The sequence below is a fragment of the Qipengyuania sp. SM2512 genome, from assembly GCF_054954005.1.
Map to the genome: position 1 here is coordinate 99775 of NZ_CM143134.1, position 16665 is coordinate 116439.

Below are 16665 nucleotides of genomic sequence, written 5' to 3' on the forward strand. Positions count from 1 at the left end.
GCGAATTCGCGTCCCTTATGCGTCCGGCGTTTCCGCCGGAAAGCGGCGATGGTCCTGGACCGGTTTCCCGGCTATTCCGGCGAATGCGCGCGAGCCTCGCCGCGCAGGGCCTCCGGGGAGATCGTCGATTGAGCTGGAATGGCGAGTATCTCGCGATAGCGGCCGCCCTCGCAGCTGGGCTGCTGATTGGCATCGAACGCGGCTGGAACTTGCGCCGAGCGGCGGACGGCACGCGCGTTGCCGGGGTGCGGACCTTCACTCTGCTCGGCCTGTTGGGCGGCATTTCCGGCCTGCTGAGCGACAATGGACAGAATTTCGTCGGAGGCGCACTGATCGCGGGGGCAGCGATCGTCCTCGCGATCGGCTATTTCAAGACGGCCGCGCCATCCAAGCCCGATGCGACAACAGCCATCGCGGGGCTTCTGACACTGGCACTGGGATTCCTGGCCGGTTGGGGAAATTCGGCACTCAGCATCGCCTGTGCAGCGCTCATCACCCTGACCCTCGCGCTCAGAAACGAGTTGCACGGACTGATCGCGAAGCTGGAGGAGCGGGACGTCAAGGCTCTCGCCCGCTTCGCGGTGATCGCGCTGGCGGTGCTGCCGTTCCTTCCGGGCGGCGACTACGGACCCTACGGCGCCTGGGACCTCCGGAAGCTGTGGCTGGTGGTGGTGCTGGTGACCGGCTTTTCCTTCATCGGCTACATTGCCAATCGGGTCGTCGGCGTTCGCCATGGTACGATCGTGACCGCGCTGATCGGCGGAGCCTACAGTTCCACGGCGGTCACCCAGTCGCTCGCGCAACGTCTCGGTTCGGGGGCCGGCGGCGGCGGTGCCGAACCCGCCGGCATCGCTCTGGCCACGCTGGTGATGTACGTTCGCGTGCTGGTCCTGGTCTCGGTGCTTGCGACCTCCGTGCTTCTCCCGCTGGCAATCTTCATCCTGCCGGCGCTGATCACCGCCTCCATGGCAGGGTTATGGCTCTATCGCAGGTCCTCGCCGAGCGATGGCGCGACCGCGCCGGGCAATCCCGTCGCCCTCCTTCCGGCACTGGGCTTCGTCGGCTTCGTCGCGGCGGCCGCAGTGGCAGCGCGCTGGGCGGAAGGCCGCTTCGGCGAACAGGGCATCGCCACCCTGATCCTGATCATGGGCAGCATGGACGTCGATGCTGCCATCGTGACCGTCGGGGGACTGGAAGCGGGAGCGCTTGCTCCCGCGCTTGCGGCGCTGGCATTGGGCGGCACGGTGTTGGCGAATATGACCGTCAAGCTGGGAATCACGATCGCCTATGCGCGTTCGAAGGGCAAAAGCGCCGCGATCGCGCTCGCAGCCAGCATGCTCGCGCTGGCCGTCTCGCTGGGCATCGGTCTGGCGCGGCTGTAAACCTCGTTTGCCTTCACTTGCGAAGGGAGTCCCGGTCGCTACTGCCTCGGCGCGATCGCCTCAAAAATCACTCCACAGTCACCGATTTGGCGAGATTGCGAGGCTGGTCGACATCGGTACCTTTGACGCAGGCGACGTGATAGGCGAGCAATTGCACCGGGATCGCATAGACCAGCGGCGCGATCAGCGGGTGGACCTTTGGCATCTCGATCGTCGCGATGCAGCCCTCGCCCGCCTGCGCCAGCCCCTCGGCGTCGGAGATCAGTACGACCTGCCCGCCGCGCGCGCGGACCTCCTCCATATTGGAGACGGTCTTCTCGAACAGCGGGCCCGAGGGGGCGAGCACCACCACCGGGACCTGGTCGTCGATCAGAGCGATCGGGCCGTGCTTCATCTCGCCGGCAGCGTAGCCTTCGGCGTGAATGTAGCTGATTTCCTTGAGCTTGAGCGCGCCTTCCAACGCCAGCGGGAAGTCCTGCCCCCGCCCCAGGAACAGCACGTCGCGCGCCGGGGCGATCAGATGCGCCATCGCCGCGATATCCTCGTCGTGATCGAGCGCGGCGTTGAGCGAGGCCGGCGCCTCGAGCAGATGCGCGACCACATCGGCCTCCTGCTCGCGGTTCATCAGCCCCTTCTTGACCGCCATATGCGCGGCCAGCGCGGCGAGGACGGCGAGCTGGCAGGTGAAGGCCTTGGTCGAGGCGACCCCGATCTCGGGACCGGCGTGGGTCGGGAGCAGCAGATCAGCCTCGCGCGCCATGCTGCTGGTCGGCACGTTGACCACCACCGCGATGGTCTGGCCGTTCGCCTTGCAATGGCGCAGCGCGGCGAGCGTGTCGGCTGTCTCGCCGCTCTGGCTGATGAACAGCGCCAGCCCGCCCTCTTCGAGCACCGGCTCACGGTAGCGGAACTCGCTCGCGACATCGATGTCGACCGGCACCCGCGCGAAATGCTCAAACCAGTATTTGGCCACCATCCCGGCGTAATAGGAGGTGCCGCAGGCGACGATGGTCACCCGGCGGATCTTGGAGATGTCGAAATCGAACTGCGGCAACGCGATCGAATTGTCGGCCTGGCGCAGATAGGAGCCCAGCGTCTGCGCGACCACGGTGGGCTGCTCGAAGATCTCCTTCTGCATGAAGTGGCGGTAATTGCCCTTCTCGACCGCGGCGGCGGATGCGCCCGAAGTGGTCACCTCGCGCTCGACCGGTGCGTTCTCGGCATCGTAGATCGCGACCTCATCGCGGTGGAGCACGACCCAGTCGCCTTCCTCGAGATAGGCGATCCGCTGCGTCAGCGGCGCCAGCGCCAGCGCGTCGGAGCCCAGAAACATCTCGTCCTCGCCATAGCCCAGCACCAGCGGCGAGCCGCGGCGCGCGCCGATCAGCATGTCGGGGTGGCTGCGAAAGGCGATCGCCAGCGCAAAGGCGCCGCGCAGCCGCGGCAGCACGGTCCTGACCGCATCCTCGGGGCTCGCCCCACCCTCGACCTCGCGCGAGACCAGATGCGCCACCACTTCGGAATCGGTCTCGCTGGTGAAGTGGCGACCCGCAGCGCGCAATTCCTCGCGCAGTTCCCGGAAGTTCTCGATGATGCCATTATGGACCAGCGCGACATGCTCGGTGGCATGCGGGTGGGCGTTGTCCTCGGTCGGCGCGCCATGCGTGGCCCAGCGGGTGTGCGCGATGCCGATGCTGCCGGGTGCGGGCCGGTTGGCCAGTTCCGCCACCAGATTCGCGAGCTTGCCCTGTGCGCGGCGGCGGACAAGATCGCCCTCGTGGATCGTGCACAGCCCGGCGCTGTCGTAACCGCGGTATTCCATCCGCCGCAGCCCGTCGACCAGCCGGTCCGCTACCGATTCCCTGCCCACGATGCCGATAATGCCGCACATAATCTGGTCCGCCTTCAATCCCGAAAATACTGTCCGCCGCGCTCTAGCGGCTATCGCGCGCCATGCAATTACTTCGCCCGCCGCGGCGTGCTCCACCACAGGAACAGCCCCGCTCCGACGACTATCGCCGCGCCAGCCAGCGTGGGCGTATCGGGTATGTCGCCGAAGACGAGATAGCCCAGCGTGGTGGCGACGATGATCTGCACATAGGTGGTCGGTGCGATGGTCGAGGCGCCGGCGCGCATCGTGCCCAGATAGGCGATCCAATGCGCCGCGCTGGCGGTGACCGCGACCAAAGCGCAGCGGGCCACAACCGTCCAGTCGGGCGTGCCGATCTCGAGCGAGGCGAGCGAACTGCGATCGCCGATCAGCGCGGCGATTATAAGGAAGGGTGTCGCCCACAGCGCGATGAAGGCTTGCATCGACAGCGCGCTGCCCTGGCCCGCGCTGGAGCGGTTGGCCACCACCATCAATGCGAAGAAGAAGGCCGAAGCCAGCGGCAGCAGCGCCACGATCCCCAATTCGGCGAGATTGGGCCGCAGGATCAGCGCCACCCCGCCCAGCGCCACCAGCGAGACCAGCCACACCACCGGGCGGACCTTTTCCCCCAGCAGCGGGCCGCTGAACAGCGCGACAAAGATCGGCGAGACGAAAGCGATCGCCATCGCATCGGCGAGCGGCATGACGAAGATCGCCGAGAAGAAGCACAGGGTCGCCCCCGCCAGACAGGCGCCGCGCGCGACCTGCAGCCAGGGCTTGCGCGGGCGGAAGGCGGACGGTCCTTCGGTCACCAGCAGCAGCGCCGAGAGCGCGGCCGCACCGATCGCGAAGCGCAGCGCCGCCACCGCCAGCGGCGACCATTGCCCGGCCATCGTCTTGATGATCGCGTCGCCCACCGACAATAGCGCGAAGCCGCTCAGCGCTAGGAGCAATCCGCTGCGTTCGTCCTGCTGCATGATGAAGGTCGGTCCAGTCGAATGATAAAGGGCGGCGAGCCATAGCGACTTGCCGCGCATTGAACGACCGTCGCCGCACTGGTCTGGCGCATGGCCGTGAAATTAGGGAAAAATCAAGCTTTCCGACTTATTCACCACGCCTCTCAAGGAGCCATTCTCCACGTCAGCGCAGGGACGGGCTCGACCTATGACGACTTACCGCAGGGGTTCAAGTACATGAGCGCATTCGGACGGAAGAATGGCCCGGGGGGAATGAACCCCGGCGCACGTCCGCAGTTCGGCGTGGCCAAGCCCATGCGCGGCGGCACACCGACACCCTCGCAGAGCCAGCCCGATACCGAGCGCGCCGGCGAGCAGTTCCCCCCGCTGCCCGACGAGGATGTGCCGACCCCGGGCGGTGGCGGCAATGCCCAGTCCAACGCCGCGATGGCGCGATTGTCGGACCGCGCGAATGCGGTTCACGCCAGCGAGGCCGACATCGGCGGCTTCGAGGCCAGCGTCCACAAGATCAAGGAGCAGGTGCTGCCGCGCCTGCTCGAACGCGTCGATCCCGAGGCGGCGGCGACGCTGACCAAGGACGAATTGTCCGAGGAATTCCGCCCGATCATCCTCGAGGTGCTGGCCGAGCTCAAGGTCACGCTCAACCGGCGCGAGCAATTCGCGCTGGAGAAGGTGCTGGTCGACGAGCTGCTCGGCTTCGGCCCGCTCGAGGAGCTGCTCAACGACCCCGAGATTTCGGACATCATGGTCAATGGTCCCGACCAGACCTATATCGAGAAGAACGGCAAGCTGGTGATGGCGCCGATCCGCTTCCGCGACGAACAGCACCTGTTCCAGATCGCGCAGCGGATCGTCAACCAGGTCGGCCGCCGCGTCGACCAGACCACGCCGCTCGCCGACGCCCGCCTCAAGGACGGCAGCCGCGTCAACGTCATCGTCCCGCCGCTCAGCCTGCGCGGCACCGCGCTGTCGATCCGCAAGTTCTCCGAAAAGCCGATCACGCTCGACATGCTCAAGGGCTTCGGCTCGATGAGCGAGAAGATGTGCACCGCGCTCAAGATCGCCGGTGCCTGCCGGATGAACATCGTGATCTCGGGCGGTACCGGCTCGGGCAAGACGACGATGCTCAACGCGATGTCGAAGATGATCGATCCGGGCGAGCGCGTGCTGACGATCGAGGATGCCGCGGAACTGCGGCTGCAGCAGCCGCATTGGCTGCCGCTCGAAACCCGCCCGCCCAATCTCGAGGGCCAGGGCGCGATCACCATCGGCGATTTGGTCAAGAACGCGCTGCGTATGCGGCCCGACCGGATCATCCTGGGCGAGATTCGCGGCGCGGAATGTTTCGATCTGCTTGCCGCGATGAACACCGGCCACGACGGCTCGATGTGCACGCTCCACGCCAACTCCCCGCGCGAGGCGCTGGGGCGGATGGAGAACATGATCCTGATGGGCGACATCAAGATCCCCAAGGAAGCCATCAGCCGCCAGATCGCGGAAAGCGTCGATCTGATCGTTCAGGTCAAGCGCCTGCGCGACGGTTCGCGCCGCACCACCAATGTCACCGAGGTGATCGGGATGGAGGGCGACGTGATCGTGACGCAGGAACTGTTCAAATTCGAATATCTCGAGGAAGGCGAGGACGGCAAGATCATGGGCGAGTTCCGCTCATCGGGTCTGCGTCCCTACACGCTCGAGAAAGCGCGCCAGTTCGGGTTCGACCAGGCCTATCTCGAAGCCTGCCTCTGACGCCGCCTAGGCGGTGAGGATAGCGGGGACCGCGACCGACAGCAGCCCGCCGCCGATCACCGCCAGCGTCAGAAAGATGCCGGTCCACGGCACCCAGCCGACATGGTGGAGCGCGGCGCGCTTCACCCGCCGGCGCTCCATCAGCGATGCGAAGCCCGCGAGGACGAGCAGAACAGCCCCGACAAGGGCGAGCAGTTCGGCGTCGCTGGCGAAGAGGATGGTGTCGGGCAGTTTCATCGGCGAGCGATATGGGGTGAGCGGGGCCGGTTGCAAAGCGTGGGTCGCTTGTCGCCTGCGGGAACCCGATCCTCGGCGAACCGTTTTGGCCTAAACAAAGTTAATCCGCCCAATCCACCCCCGGAAGGACTGCCCATGGTTCGCAAGATTCTCATCGCCCTCGGCCTCACCGCCATGTCGCTCTCGGCGACCGCCTGCAACACGGTCAAAGGCCTCGGCAACGACATCGAGTCCGTCGGCGAAGCGGGCGACCGCGCGATCTGATCAGCGCACGATAAGGAAATGAAAGCGCCCGTCGGACCCTATCCGGCGGGCGCTTTGCTACGCGTCGACGGTCGACGGTCGGAACATTTCCTACGGAAGGGCATGCTACAGGTCAGCAAGATCACCTTCGGTCGTCAGCTTTCAGGCACCGCGAGCCGAGCGCTGATCGTCTGGTATTGGGTGGGAAACCGACGTTAGTCCTCTTGCTGATCCCCGCTTTGCGCAGCGGCCCGGCCCCGGCTTCCGCTCTCGCTTATGCTTGGGCTACTTCTTCCTAGACGTCGCTCACTCTTCTACCCTCCAGCCCTCAAAAACCTGCGACAGCCGGTCCCTGTAAGCGGGCAATTTCGCGACCTCGCCTTCAGCAATATCAAATTGCGCCTCGAACCGACCGTCATGGACAAGGACGATGCAGCGCCCCGCCTCGACACAAAAGAACTTAATGTTGTCGGCGGCGAAAAAGGGTTCTCCTTTGCGCACACGCGAGCCAACCATTCCACGCCACGTATGCTGGTTGCCGAATTTCTCGGCATATCTCACCTGGTCGAAGCCAGGGATGGCATCAGTCTCGACAAGCTCGAAATTGCTGAGATTGCGCCCCTCTTTGGGATAGATCGCGATCCCTAGCGCCTCAGGCGTCAGCCCATCGACGGTGAATCCACGGATAGCGAACTCGGTTGGCAGTGCCCTTTGCGACAGCGCGTATTCCGGAACACCGTATCGACCGAAGTCGGCAGCCGGGATGCAGGTGTCGGGAGCTGGACACCAATCAGTCGAAGGCGGATCGTCGTCTTCTCCGGTTATCGAGACTCGCCAACCGTAGGCAGCAATCAGCAAGATTACAGCGAGAAGCGCGAATATCCTCATTCCTGATAGCGAACTCTCACGAGCGACTGTCTAACCCAAGAATCAGATCGCTGCCAATGTCAGCAAATGGGTCGTTAGCTGCCACCCAAATGATCTGCGAGACCTGCTACCGCTCGCCCGAAGCTCTTTCTGAAAAATTGGGAGATCTCGCTGATTTCCTTCGTTTCAGCATCTGATCCGGGCTCAAATCGGATGCGATCCACATCACGACCCACTTTCACTCGGCTCCCACCGAAAACGTGATCTGACTGGCTTTCAATACCCAAAAAGCCAATCACCGCATCATCCGTCGTTTCACCGCCGCTCTTGAGCCAGAGATTTAGAATATTCCGGCAGGCAAAGATTAACTCGGGTGGCTGAAGCTCGTCACTCGCAATTTTTTGCTGCAAGGCGCCAACCATTTCCCGTAGCTCATTGCAGGCCACATCGCGCTCGGTTTGATTGATCGACATGACAGGAGAATAACGGCGTGGTCGATGTCCGCTAGTGGGTCGTCAACCGACAGGCGGCTTTTGACACGGAATCGCAGCAAGCAATCCTCCGGAAAAATCAGCCCCCCGCCCCACGCGCGCGGTAGATTGCCATCAGGTTGTTCGCCGGCATTTCAACTCGGCTGGTTCGGCTCAATCCGCACTGGTCGGCGACGCGATCCACATCGGCCAAGTTGCGCAGGCCCCACTCGGGATTGCGGGCCTTGAGCGAGCGGTCGAACTCCAGATTCGACGCCGCCGTTTCGACCTCGTCCTCAAGGAACGGACCATAGAGGACAAGCGGAGCGCCCTCTTCCAGCAGTCCGGCGGCGGTGCGGAACAGGCCCGCCGTCGTGGCCCACGGGCTGATATGGACCATGTTGATGCATACCAGCGCATCCGCATGCGCAACCGGCGGGTTGCCTTTCGCGGCGTCGAATTCCACCGCCGGGAGAAGGTTCGCCAACCCCGCCTCTGCCGCATAGGCGTCGACAGATGCCAGCGCTTCGGTGCCCAGATCGCTCGGCTGCCAGAGCAGCGCGGGAAAACGCCGCGCCATGAACACCGCATGCTCGCCCGTCCCGCTTGCCACTTCGAGCACCAGCCCGCTCGCGGGGAGTTCGCGCGCCAGCACCTCGGCGATCGGGCCGGCGTTTCGGCTGGTGGCGGGGGCGTGGCGTTTCACGGCTAAGCTCAATTCACCTGGCGCTCGCGCCCTTCCCAATAGGGGGCGCGCAGTTCGCGGCGCAGGATCTTGCCCGACTGGTTGCGGGGCAGCGCGAGGATGACATCGATCGACTTGGGGACCTTGAACCCCGCCAGCCGCTCGCGCGTCCAGGCGATGATCGCCTCGGGATCGATCTGCTCGCCGGGCTTGGCCACCACGCAGGCCTTGACCGCCTCGCCCCAGTGATCGTCGGGAACGCCGATCACCGCCACCTCGGCGACCGCGGGGTGGCCGTAGATCGCGCTCTCGACCTGCGCGGGATAGACGTTCTCGCCGCCCGAGATGATCATGTCCTTGATCCGGTCCTGGATGAAGACATAGCCGTCCTCGTCCATATAGGCGGCGTCGCCGGTGTGCATCCAGCCGTCCTGCAGCGCCTCGCGCGTCGCCTGAGGCAGCTTCCAGTAGCCCAGCATGTTGGAGGGCGATTTGACCGCTAGTTCGCCGACCTGGCCGCGCGGCAGCTCGGACCCGTCCTCGCCGACGATCTTGAGCTCGGTGCCGGGCACCGCATGCCCCGCAGAGCGCATCCGCTCGTTGCCCGCCAGATCGTGATCGCCGGGCGGCAGCACCGCGACGGTGCCGGTGGTCTCGGTCATACCGTAGCACTGGACGAAACCGGCGTTGGGGATGGTGCGCACCGCCTCGCGCAACAGGTCGAGCGGGATCGGCGCGGCGCCGTAGAAGACGTATTTGACCGCGGAGAAATCGGTGGTCTTGGCGCTCGGGTGCTGGACCACCATCTGCAGCGCGGCGGGGACGATGAACATCCGCGTCGCGCCCTGCTCGAAGGCCTCGAGCACGCCCTCGGGGGTAAACTCGCTCTGGACGATAGCCCGCGCACCCGCACCGATCGCCATGACGCCCAGCCCGGTGCCGCCGATATGCGCGCAGGGCATGGCGATCAGCAGCGCCTCGTCCTCGTCCCACACCGACCACGCCAGCCCGGCGCGCTCGCCCGGCTGGCGCAGCGCGAACAGATTGCGGTTGGACAGCACCGCGCCCTTGGGATTGCCGGTGGTGCCGCTGGTGTAGAGCTGGAGCACGGGATCGTCGGGCGCAGCGGGAGCGAATTCGGCGGGCCGCGCGGCATCGATTGCGGCGCGGGCATCCTTGCAGCCGACCACCTGCGGGGTTTTGTCGAGCCCGGCGCAGGCGGAGGCAGCCGCCTCGTCGAAGCCGGCATCGGTGAACAGCACCTTGGCCCCGGTATCCTCGAGAATGAAGGCTACCTCGGGAACGGCGAGCCGCCAGCCGATCGGGACCATGACCGCCCCATAGCGCCCGGCGGCGTAGAACAGCTCGAAATAGAGCTTGGCGTTCTTGCCCAGCCAGGCGATCCGGTCGCCCGGCTCGACCCCGAGCTGGCGGAACAGCATCGCGGCCCGCGCGGTGCGGCGCTCGAGCTCCGCGAAACTCGCCCGCTCGCCGCCCTCTTCCAGCGCCACCGCCTCGGGCCGGTATGCCGCCCAGTGACGGATGTATTCGTCGAAACTCAGCATGGTGGACGGATCGCCCATGGCATTCTCCCGCACCCGTCTCGATCCGGACGGCTCGGGAAGCATCATGCCCGCTGGTGGCGCCAAGTCCAGCCTTCTCGGCGCCTTTGCCTCAGCGTCCCGTCAGCGCCAGCGGCCCAGCGCCTTGGCCCTGCGCTCGCGGATCGCCAGCCAGATCAGCAGGCCGAGCGGCCCGGCGAGGAAGGTCGCGAGCAGCACCGGCGCCTGGACCAGCCGCGAGAAGCGCTTGGCATCGGCATCGCGCGCGATCCACAAGCCGACGAAGAGGTCGAAGGCGAGATAGTGGATCCAGCCCACCGTCACCCCGCCGTCGCTGGCGAAGATCGTGCGGATGCCCTCGATGCTGGTGAAATCCACCGCAGCCGCTTGCCCGCCGACCGGATCGATCCCGCCCGAGACGATGACGATCAGAAGTCCGGCATAGGCGAGGCACAGCAGCCCGACCCCGAGATAGAGCACCGCCGAGAGCAGCGCGGGCCAGCGCGGCAGCAGGATCAGCCCCGCCCACATTATCAGCGCGAGCATGTTGGCGGCGCCGAAGATCGCATCCCAGGCCATGTCAGTCTTCTCCCGTTGCGGGCATCGGCAGGCTGTGCGCCTCGCGGCGCAGCGCGTCGTGCTCGTGAACCAGTCGCGCGCGGGTGGCCTTGCGTGCCAGCGCCAGCGCGGCGCGCGCCACTTCGCTCGCGTCGATTGCGCGGTAGCGGCGGTATTTGCCATGCAGCGCCAGATTGAGCAGCGGGCTTATGGCGATTCCGAGCCGTTCGGCCCGGCGCCGGTCGCCGCCGCGTTCGCCGCGCAGCAGCCCGGGGCGCAGGATGTCGAGCCGCTGGAACCCGATCTTGCCCAGCTCGCGCTCGACCTCGCCCTTGACCTTGAGATAGAAGCTTTTGGCATAGGGATCCGCGCCGACCGAGCTGACCACGACCATCCGCTCGACGCCCTGCGCATGCGCGGCGCGCGCGGTGGCGAGCACCAGTTCCTCGTCCACGGCGCGGAACGCCGCCTCGTCCTCGCCCGCGTGCTTCCAGGTGGTCCCCAGCGCGCAGATCAGCGCCTTGGGCCGCAGCGCCTCGAAGACCTCGCCCCAGTTCGCGGGATCGGCGACGAACAGCTCCATCCGCGCGCCCGGAGGCAATGGCATTTCGCGCCGCGCCACCGCCGCCAGCCGGATATCCTCGCGCCCGACGCAGGCACCGATGACCTCGCGCCCGACCAGCCCGGTCGCCCCGACCAGCGCGACGCGGATCGCGTCAGACATTGCGCAGGCCCTCGGGCACCGTGCCGTGCAGGCGCGTGTATTCGTCGATTGCGAAGCGGTCGGTCATCCCGGCGATGACATCCGCGATATGGCGCGCGCGCTGCGGTTGCTGCTCGGGCAGGTTCTCGCGCCAGCCGCCCGGAAGGCTGGCGGGATCGCCGCGATAGGCGGCGAACAGGCTGGCGATCACCGCGCGCGCGCGCTCGGCGGTGCCCTGCTGCTCGGGGTGGTAATAGAGCTTCTCGTACATGAAGGCCTTCAATCGCCGCTCGTGCTGCGCCATTTCGGCGGAGAAGCCCGCCAGCGGGCCTCCGGCGCCGCGCACCTCGTCGATGGAGTGCAGTCCCTTCACCCGCGCCTGCGTCTCGGCGACCACATCATTGACCATCGCGCCGATCTGGTCACGCACCAGCTCGCGCAGCTTGCGGTCGTGCTCGGCGTGGGGGAAACGCTGCTCCACCGCGCGCCAGCGCTCGGCGACGAAATCGAGGGTGAGCAGATCGTCGAGCGCGAGAAAGCCGCTGCGCAAGCCATCGTCGATGTCGTGATTGTCATAAGCGATATCGTCGGCGAGATTGGCGACCTGCGCCTCGAGCGAAGGCCATTGGCCCAGCGCCAGCGGGAACGCCGCGTCGATCTCGGCCAGCGCCCAGTTGGGGGCTGCAACCGGGCCGTTGTGCTTGGCCATTCCCTCAAGCGTTTCCCAGGTCAGGTTGAGCCCGTCATGGCTGCAATAGGGGCTTTCCAGCCGCGCCAGCACGCGGATGCCGTGCGCGTTGTGATCGTAGCCGCCGGCGGCGATCATCGCCTCGGACAGCGCCTTCTCTCCGGCGTGGCCGAAGGGCGGATGGCCGATGTCGTGCGCCAAGCACAGGCCTTCGGTGAGATCCTCCTCGAGCCCGAGCAGCCGCGCGATCACTCGCCCGATCTGCGCCACCTCGAGGCTGTGGGTCAGCCGCGTGCGGTAGTAATCGCTGTCGGGCGAGATGAAGACCTGCGTCTTTGAGCGCAGGCGGCGGAAGGCCATCGAATGGATGATCCGGTCGCGGTCGCGCTGGAAAGCGCTGCGCGGCCCGCGCGTGCCGCTCTCCTGTGCAAATTCGCGGCCGCGGCTGTGCGCGGGATCGGCAGCGTAGGGAGCATGGGGAGCAAGCGTCATCGCCTCAGGCGAGTATGGCAGGCGGGGCCCGGGCTCAACGGGAACAGAGTGGCAACCCGGCCGAGCCATGTGCACAACCGCCGGGGATGCGTCCCGGCGGCCGGTTCACTCCGCCAGAATCCACTCCGCGGCGGCACGGCAATGGGTGTCGGTGGTGTCGAACACCGGCAGGACGTTGGCATCGGTATCGACCACCAGCCCCAGCTCGGTGCAGGCGAGCACGATGGCGTCGGCGCCGCGCTGTTCCTTGCGGGTGATGATGGTCTTCAGCGCCCGCTCGGCGTCGCGGGTCACCTTGCCCAGCATCAGTTCCTTGTAGATGATCGAGTCGACCATCTCGACATCGTCTTCCTCGGGGGCGATGAGATTGACCCCGTGCTTGACGATCCGCTGGCGAAAGAAGCTTTCGGTCATGACCGGGCGGGTGCCGATCAGCACCGCATCCTCGATTTTCGCATCCGCCAGCGCCTTGCCCACCGTGTCGGCGATGTGGATGATCTCGATGTCGATCGCCTCCGCAACCCGGTCGTAGACCCGGTGCATCGAATTGGCGGCGATGACGATGGCACCCGCGCCCGCCTGCTCGAGCCGGCGTGCGCTGTCGATCAGCGTCTTGGCCGCTTCGTCCCATTCGCTTTCCTCGCGCAGGGCATAAAGCGATCCGTATTCGAGGCTCTCGATCAGCAGCGGGGCGCTGTCGCGCGAACTGCGCGCCTGCTGGATCAGCCGGTTGATCCGTTCGTAATAGGCGCGGGTCGAAACCCAGCTCATGCCTCCTATCAACCCGAGTTTTCGCAAAACTGCCCACCCTTCCTGAGTGTATTCCACTTGCCGGGGGCCTGAATACCCCACCCCCGGATTACGAGGTGTGAACGGCTATGGTTTCACCGGGTTCCGGCAAGGGGCGGCGCCGTTCTGTCCACAGCAAGCTGCGTGGCGCCGACGAGCGAGCGCTCGGCCAGCCATGCTCTCAGATCCGCCGCGCTGCGTTCGGGAGCCTCCTCCATCGGCAAATGGCCGATCCCGGGATAATGCACCAGTTCGGCGTCGGCGAGCGCGTCGCTGTACCAATGCGCCGCGGAAAAGGGGATCAGCGCGTCCTCCTCGCCCCACATCACCAGCGTCGGGACGGCGACGCGGGCGACATCGGCGCGCGCATATTCCTCGCGCGGGAGGGCGAAGCGATCCAGCGTCGCCGCACGATTGCCGGGGTAGCGCAGCAGTTCCCAATAGCGATCGACCGCCGCCGGGGTGACCACCGCTTGGTTGGAGACGCTCTGCGACAGGCTCCGCTCGATCAGCGAGCGCGGGGTGATCGAGGCGACCAGCGCGTTGATCCCCGGCAGGCGGGCGAGCGTGAAAAGCAGATTGCCGCCGGCTTCTTCGTCTTGCGCCTCGGACGCCTTCCTCTCGTCGCGGTGGTCCATCGGAACCCCGCCGGCATCGACCAGCACCAGCCCGTCGAGCCGTTCGGGATGGGCCATGGCGTAACCCATCGCGACCGCCCCGCCCATCGAATTGCCCGCCAGCACGAAGCGCCCGAGCCCGAGCTCCTCGGCGACCCGCTCGACATCGGCGACGAAGGCTTCGCGCCGGTAGTCGCCATCGGGTGCGGGGCCGGTGAGGCCGTGGCCGCGCTGGTCGTAGCGGATCACGCGGTAGTCGCCGCGCAGATCCTCGACCCAGGGCTGCCAGGTGTGCAGATCGGCATTGGAGCCGTGGAGCAGCACGATGGCGGGCGCATCGCGCGGCCCCTCGTCGCGCAGGTGCACGCTGCAGCCGTCGGCCAGTTCGACGAACTGCGATGGCGGCCCGCCGTATTTGGCGCGCATCTCTGCGGGGTCGGTATCGGGAACGCGAAAAATGAGAAACGCCCCCGCAATCGCCACGACCAGCAGCGCGAGCCCGCGCCAGAGCCATTTCATTGCGCCATCCCCTCGATCCAGCGCGCGACCACGCCCAGCCCCTCGCGGTCCACGGTCGATTTGCCGAGCTCGGGCATCGCGACGCCGGGCTCGGTGCTGTCCATCCGGTGGACCAGGATCGAGGCCTGCGGCTCGCCGGGGACGATGCCGAACTCGAGCCCACCCGAACCGCGCCCAGCCGCTACCGGGCGCTTGAACACTCCGAAGGTTTGCGGATCGCGCTGCTCCCAGCGCAGGTCGAGCCCGCTGTTCGAGGCCGTCGCGCCGGGGCGGTGGCAATGCGCGCAATTGACGTCGAGATAGGCGCGCGCCGCGGCTTCGGCGGGCGCCTGCGAGTGAGTTTCCCAGCGCGGCATGGTGTCCGCGCCCTCGGGCACTGTGCCGACCACCGCCTCAAGCCAGCCTGCGTCCAAATTGCGCGTTTTGGGTCCGATCGGCACCACCGCGCCCTCGAGCCCGTGGCACTCCTTGCACTGGTTCTTGTTCGGGATGCGATAGCTGATCGTCTCTCCCTCGGGCGTGACGACCTGCGTCCGTCCGCCCGCCAGCGCCAGCTCTGCCGCGGTTTGCTCGTCGTTCCAGCGATAGGGCAGCGCCACCCAGCCCTCGCTGCGGTGGAGCAGCACGCGGGTCTCGATCAGCCGCCGCTGCGCCCCCTCGCCAAAGGCGAAGGTCTTGATCAGCGCGGTACCGACCGGGAAGCGCAGCAGCCCTTCGCCGTCCGCGGTGAGCCGCTGCCCCACGGGCACATAGACGAAGCGCAGCTTGTCCGCCCCGTCGGAATAGAGTGGGGTGTTGAGCCGATAGGGAGTGACGCCCGCAGCGGGCACCTGTGCGGCCGCATCGGTGAAGAATCCGTATTCGGCGAGCATGGCGGGCATTCCGTCCAGCACCGCGGCATCGCTCACCGCCATGACCGGCTCCGCCGCACCGCGCCCGGGATGCAGGGCGATGCTGCCCGCCAGCGCCAGCGCGGCGGCCCCGAGCAGGATCGCCGCGGGTCTCACTTGAGCCGCGCCTCCAGCTCCGCGCCGGCTCCCCAGCCCTCGGTTGCGAGCGGTTCGCCGGGCGCGCCGACAGCGAGCGGACCCGGCCGGGCGTTGGCCATGCCCTGGCCCTGCTCGGTGAGGTTGAGCGTCCAGCCGGCGATATCCGGGTGGACCGTCAGCGTGGTGGCCGCCGCGTCGCCGGTCAGACCGTCCCACATCACCGGCGGCAAGGCGCCCCCTAACGCGGCCAGCAATTGTTCGGCGCCGTCGATCTGCGGATCGGTGCCGCCCTCGTCGATCCGGTTCCAGGCGACCGTAACGTTGCGCGGATAGGGATCGTAGTCGGGATCGTCGAACGCCAGCGGATAGGCGATCACCATGATCGGCGCGGTCGGATTGTCGTAGAGCAGGTTCTCGCCGACCCAGACGTTGTCGTTGGCCATCACCATGATCCCGGTGCCGCGCCGCACGCTGGCGACGATATTGCCCTCGGGCGCGAAATTGGCGGTGGTGTTGGCGGCGACGAGGTTGTCGCGCACCAGCACGTTGCCGCCGCCCATCACCGGGAGATCGGGCAGGTCGAACACCAGGATGCCGCCGGTGTTGCGGCTGACGAAATTGCGCTCGACCTCGGCGTCCCGGCTGTTCTCGATCTCGATCCCGGCGACATTGTCGGTGGCGACCGAGTTTCGCACGGTGATCCGGCTCGACTGCCCGACATAGATGCCGGCGTCCGAGGCGCCAGAGACCTCGCTGGAGTCGATCAGGATATTGGTGCTCTCGACCGGGTAGAGCCCATAGGCGCCGTTGGTGGCTTTCGGCCCGCCGGTCCAGGTGACGCGCACTGCGTGATAGACGATATCGTCGGCGCCCTTGGACTTGATCCCGTCGCCCTTGGGGTTCTCGACCCCGAAATCGCGCAGCGTGACGCCGTCCGAGGTCACCAGCAGCCCCTCGCCCGAGCCCTGCTGGCCGGTGAAATCGAGCACGCTGGCGTGCATCCCCGCGCCGCGGACGGTGACGTTGTCGACATCCAGGCTGAGCCCATCGGCCATGGCGAAACGGCCCGCCTCGAGCACGATCTCGTCGCCCGGCTCGGCGAGGATCAGCGCTTCCTGCAACCGCTCCTGCGCACCCTCGCCCGGCGCGATGGTGTGGGTGGCAGCCAGCACGGGGGCGGTGGAAGCCAGCGCGAGCGCGGCGATCGTTACTCGGATCATGGCAGTCTCTCCCTTTTTTTTCGGCATAGTGCCGCAAGGGAGAGGGAA

17 protein-coding genes are annotated in these 16665 nt (G+C 66.7%); 3 read left to right on the forward strand and 14 right to left on the reverse strand.

The annotated features are described in order from the left end of the window. Positions 1–128: 128 nt before the first annotated feature. A complete protein-coding gene (locus tag ACQ5J0_RS00510; RefSeq protein ID WP_462568580.1) occupies positions 129–1382 on the forward strand; it encodes an MgtC/SapB family protein in 1254 nt (417 codons plus the stop codon). A gap of 67 nt (positions 1383–1449) precedes the next feature. Here the strand turns inward: ACQ5J0_RS00510 and glmS are convergent, their stop codons facing one another. Both glmS and ACQ5J0_RS00520 read right to left on the reverse strand, forming a co-directional pair. After that, positions 1450–3273 carry a glutamine--fructose-6-phosphate transaminase (isomerizing) gene (gene glmS / locus ACQ5J0_RS00515; protein WP_462568581.1) on the reverse strand — a complete coding sequence of 608 codons (1824 nt, stop codon included), beginning with the start codon at positions 3271–3273 and terminating at the stop codon, positions 1450–1452. 68 nt (positions 3274–3341) lie between these two features. Continuing rightward, entirely contained in the window at positions 3342–4289 is a 948-nt protein-coding gene (locus ACQ5J0_RS00520) for a DMT family transporter (RefSeq protein WP_462568582.1), read from the reverse strand. A gap of 156 nt (positions 4290–4445) precedes the next feature. Here ACQ5J0_RS00520 and ACQ5J0_RS00525 point away from each other — a divergent pair, with 156 nt between their 5' ends. Next, entirely contained in the window at positions 4446–5978 is a 1533-nt protein-coding gene (locus ACQ5J0_RS00525; RefSeq protein ID WP_462568583.1) for a CpaF family protein, read from the forward strand. Between the two features lie 6 nt (positions 5979–5984). Here the strand turns inward: ACQ5J0_RS00525 and ACQ5J0_RS00530 are convergent, their stop codons facing one another. Further along, complete coding sequence (locus ACQ5J0_RS00530; protein WP_462568584.1) at positions 5985–6215, reverse strand: hypothetical protein; 231 nt, start codon at positions 6213–6215, stop codon at positions 5985–5987. A gap of 135 nt (positions 6216–6350) precedes the next feature. Between ACQ5J0_RS00530 and ACQ5J0_RS00535 the strand changes: the two genes are divergently transcribed. Continuing rightward, positions 6351–6479 (forward strand): entericidin A/B family lipoprotein, encoded by a 129-nt coding sequence (locus ACQ5J0_RS00535; RefSeq protein ID WP_462568585.1) that lies wholly within the window; start codon positions 6351–6353, stop codon positions 6477–6479. A gap of 285 nt (positions 6480–6764) precedes the next feature. Here the strand turns inward: ACQ5J0_RS00535 and ACQ5J0_RS00540 are convergent, their stop codons facing one another. The 11 genes from ACQ5J0_RS00540 to ACQ5J0_RS00590 all read right to left on the reverse strand — a co-directional run bounded on the left by ACQ5J0_RS00540 (position 6765) and on the right by ACQ5J0_RS00590 (position 16617). Continuing rightward, entirely contained in the window at positions 6765–7316 is a 552-nt protein-coding gene (locus tag ACQ5J0_RS00540; RefSeq protein WP_462568586.1) for a hypothetical protein, read from the reverse strand. 104 nt (positions 7317–7420) lie between these two features. Next, positions 7421–7798 carry a hypothetical protein gene (locus ACQ5J0_RS00545; protein ID WP_462568587.1) on the reverse strand — a complete coding sequence of 126 codons (378 nt, stop codon included), beginning with the start codon at positions 7796–7798 and terminating at the stop codon, positions 7421–7423. 97 nt (positions 7799–7895) lie between these two features. Beyond that, on the reverse strand, positions 7896–8501 hold the full coding sequence (locus ACQ5J0_RS00550; RefSeq protein WP_462568588.1) for a DUF938 domain-containing protein: 606 nt from the start codon (positions 8499–8501) through the stop codon (positions 7896–7898). An 8-nt stretch (positions 8502–8509) separates the two neighbouring features. Beyond that, positions 8510–10063 carry a fatty acid--CoA ligase gene (locus ACQ5J0_RS00555; RefSeq protein ID WP_462568589.1) on the reverse strand — a complete coding sequence of 518 codons (1554 nt, stop codon included), beginning with the start codon at positions 10061–10063 and terminating at the stop codon, positions 8510–8512. Between the two features lie 102 nt (positions 10064–10165). Next, on the reverse strand, positions 10166–10621 hold the full coding sequence (locus tag ACQ5J0_RS00560; protein ID WP_462568590.1) for an ABA4-like family protein: 456 nt from the start codon (positions 10619–10621) through the stop codon (positions 10166–10168). A 1-nt stretch (position 10622) separates the two neighbouring features. After that, positions 10623–11324, reverse strand: a complete 702-nt coding sequence (locus tag ACQ5J0_RS00565) for an NAD(P)H-binding protein (protein WP_462568591.1) — start codon at positions 11322–11324, stop codon at positions 10623–10625. Next, positions 11317–12483 (reverse strand): deoxyguanosinetriphosphate triphosphohydrolase, encoded by a 1167-nt coding sequence (locus tag ACQ5J0_RS00570; protein WP_462568592.1) that lies wholly within the window; start codon positions 12481–12483, stop codon positions 11317–11319. The genes ACQ5J0_RS00565 and ACQ5J0_RS00570 overlap by 8 nt, the downstream gene beginning before the upstream one ends. A gap of 105 nt (positions 12484–12588) precedes the next feature. Further along, the gene (locus ACQ5J0_RS00575; protein ID WP_462568593.1) at positions 12589–13254 is read right to left on the reverse strand and encodes an aspartate/glutamate racemase family protein; all 666 of its coding nucleotides are present in this window, start codon (positions 13252–13254) and stop codon (positions 12589–12591) included. Between the two features lie 113 nt (positions 13255–13367). Next, positions 13368–14408, reverse strand: coding sequence for an alpha/beta fold hydrolase (locus tag ACQ5J0_RS00580; protein WP_462568594.1), 1041 nt, complete (start codon positions 14406–14408; stop codon positions 13368–13370). Continuing rightward, positions 14405–15415 (reverse strand): SO2930 family diheme c-type cytochrome, encoded by a 1011-nt coding sequence (locus ACQ5J0_RS00585; protein WP_462568595.1) that lies wholly within the window; start codon positions 15413–15415, stop codon positions 14405–14407. The genes ACQ5J0_RS00580 and ACQ5J0_RS00585 overlap by 4 nt, the downstream gene beginning before the upstream one ends. Next, the gene (locus ACQ5J0_RS00590; protein ID WP_462568596.1) at positions 15412–16617 is read right to left on the reverse strand and encodes a parallel beta-helix domain-containing protein; all 1206 of its coding nucleotides are present in this window, start codon (positions 16615–16617) and stop codon (positions 15412–15414) included. The genes ACQ5J0_RS00585 and ACQ5J0_RS00590 overlap by 4 nt, the downstream gene beginning before the upstream one ends. Positions 16618–16665 lie beyond the last annotated feature (48 nt).

Excerpts from the sequence above, each read along its gene's own strand:
- glmS (WP_462568581.1), bottom strand. The coding sequence starts at position 3,273 with ATGTGCGGCATTATCGGCATCGTGGGCAGGGAATCGGTAGCGGACCGG.
- ACQ5J0_RS00520 (WP_462568582.1), bottom strand. The coding sequence starts at position 4,289 with ATGCGCGGCAAGTCGCTATGGCTCGCCGCCCTTTATCATTCGACTGGA.
- ACQ5J0_RS00525 (WP_462568583.1), top strand. The coding sequence starts at position 4,446 with ATGAGCGCATTCGGACGGAAGAATGGCCCGGGGGGAATGAACCCCGGC.
- ACQ5J0_RS00530 (WP_462568584.1), bottom strand. The coding sequence starts at position 6,215 with ATGAAACTGCCCGACACCATCCTCTTCGCCAGCGACGCCGAACTGCTC.
- ACQ5J0_RS00535 (WP_462568585.1), top strand. The coding sequence starts at position 6,351 with ATGGTTCGCAAGATTCTCATCGCCCTCGGCCTCACCGCCATGTCGCTC.
- ACQ5J0_RS00545 (WP_462568587.1), bottom strand. The coding sequence starts at position 7,798 with ATGTCGATCAATCAAACCGAGCGCGATGTGGCCTGCAATGAGCTACGG.
- ACQ5J0_RS00555 (WP_462568589.1), bottom strand. The coding sequence starts at position 10,063 with ATGGGCGATCCGTCCACCATGCTGAGTTTCGACGAATACATCCGTCAC.
- ACQ5J0_RS00560 (WP_462568590.1), bottom strand. The coding sequence starts at position 10,621 with ATGGCCTGGGATGCGATCTTCGGCGCCGCCAACATGCTCGCGCTGATA.
- ACQ5J0_RS00565 (WP_462568591.1), bottom strand. The coding sequence starts at position 11,324 with ATGTCTGACGCGATCCGCGTCGCGCTGGTCGGGGCGACCGGGCTGGTC.
- ACQ5J0_RS00570 (WP_462568592.1), bottom strand. The coding sequence starts at position 12,483 with ATGACGCTTGCTCCCCATGCTCCCTACGCTGCCGATCCCGCGCACAGC.
- ACQ5J0_RS00575 (WP_462568593.1), bottom strand. The coding sequence starts at position 13,254 with ATGAGCTGGGTTTCGACCCGCGCCTATTACGAACGGATCAACCGGCTG.
- ACQ5J0_RS00580 (WP_462568594.1), bottom strand. The coding sequence starts at position 14,408 with ATGAAATGGCTCTGGCGCGGGCTCGCGCTGCTGGTCGTGGCGATTGCG.
- ACQ5J0_RS00590 (WP_462568596.1), bottom strand. The coding sequence starts at position 16,617 with ATGATCCGAGTAACGATCGCCGCGCTCGCGCTGGCTTCCACCGCCCCC.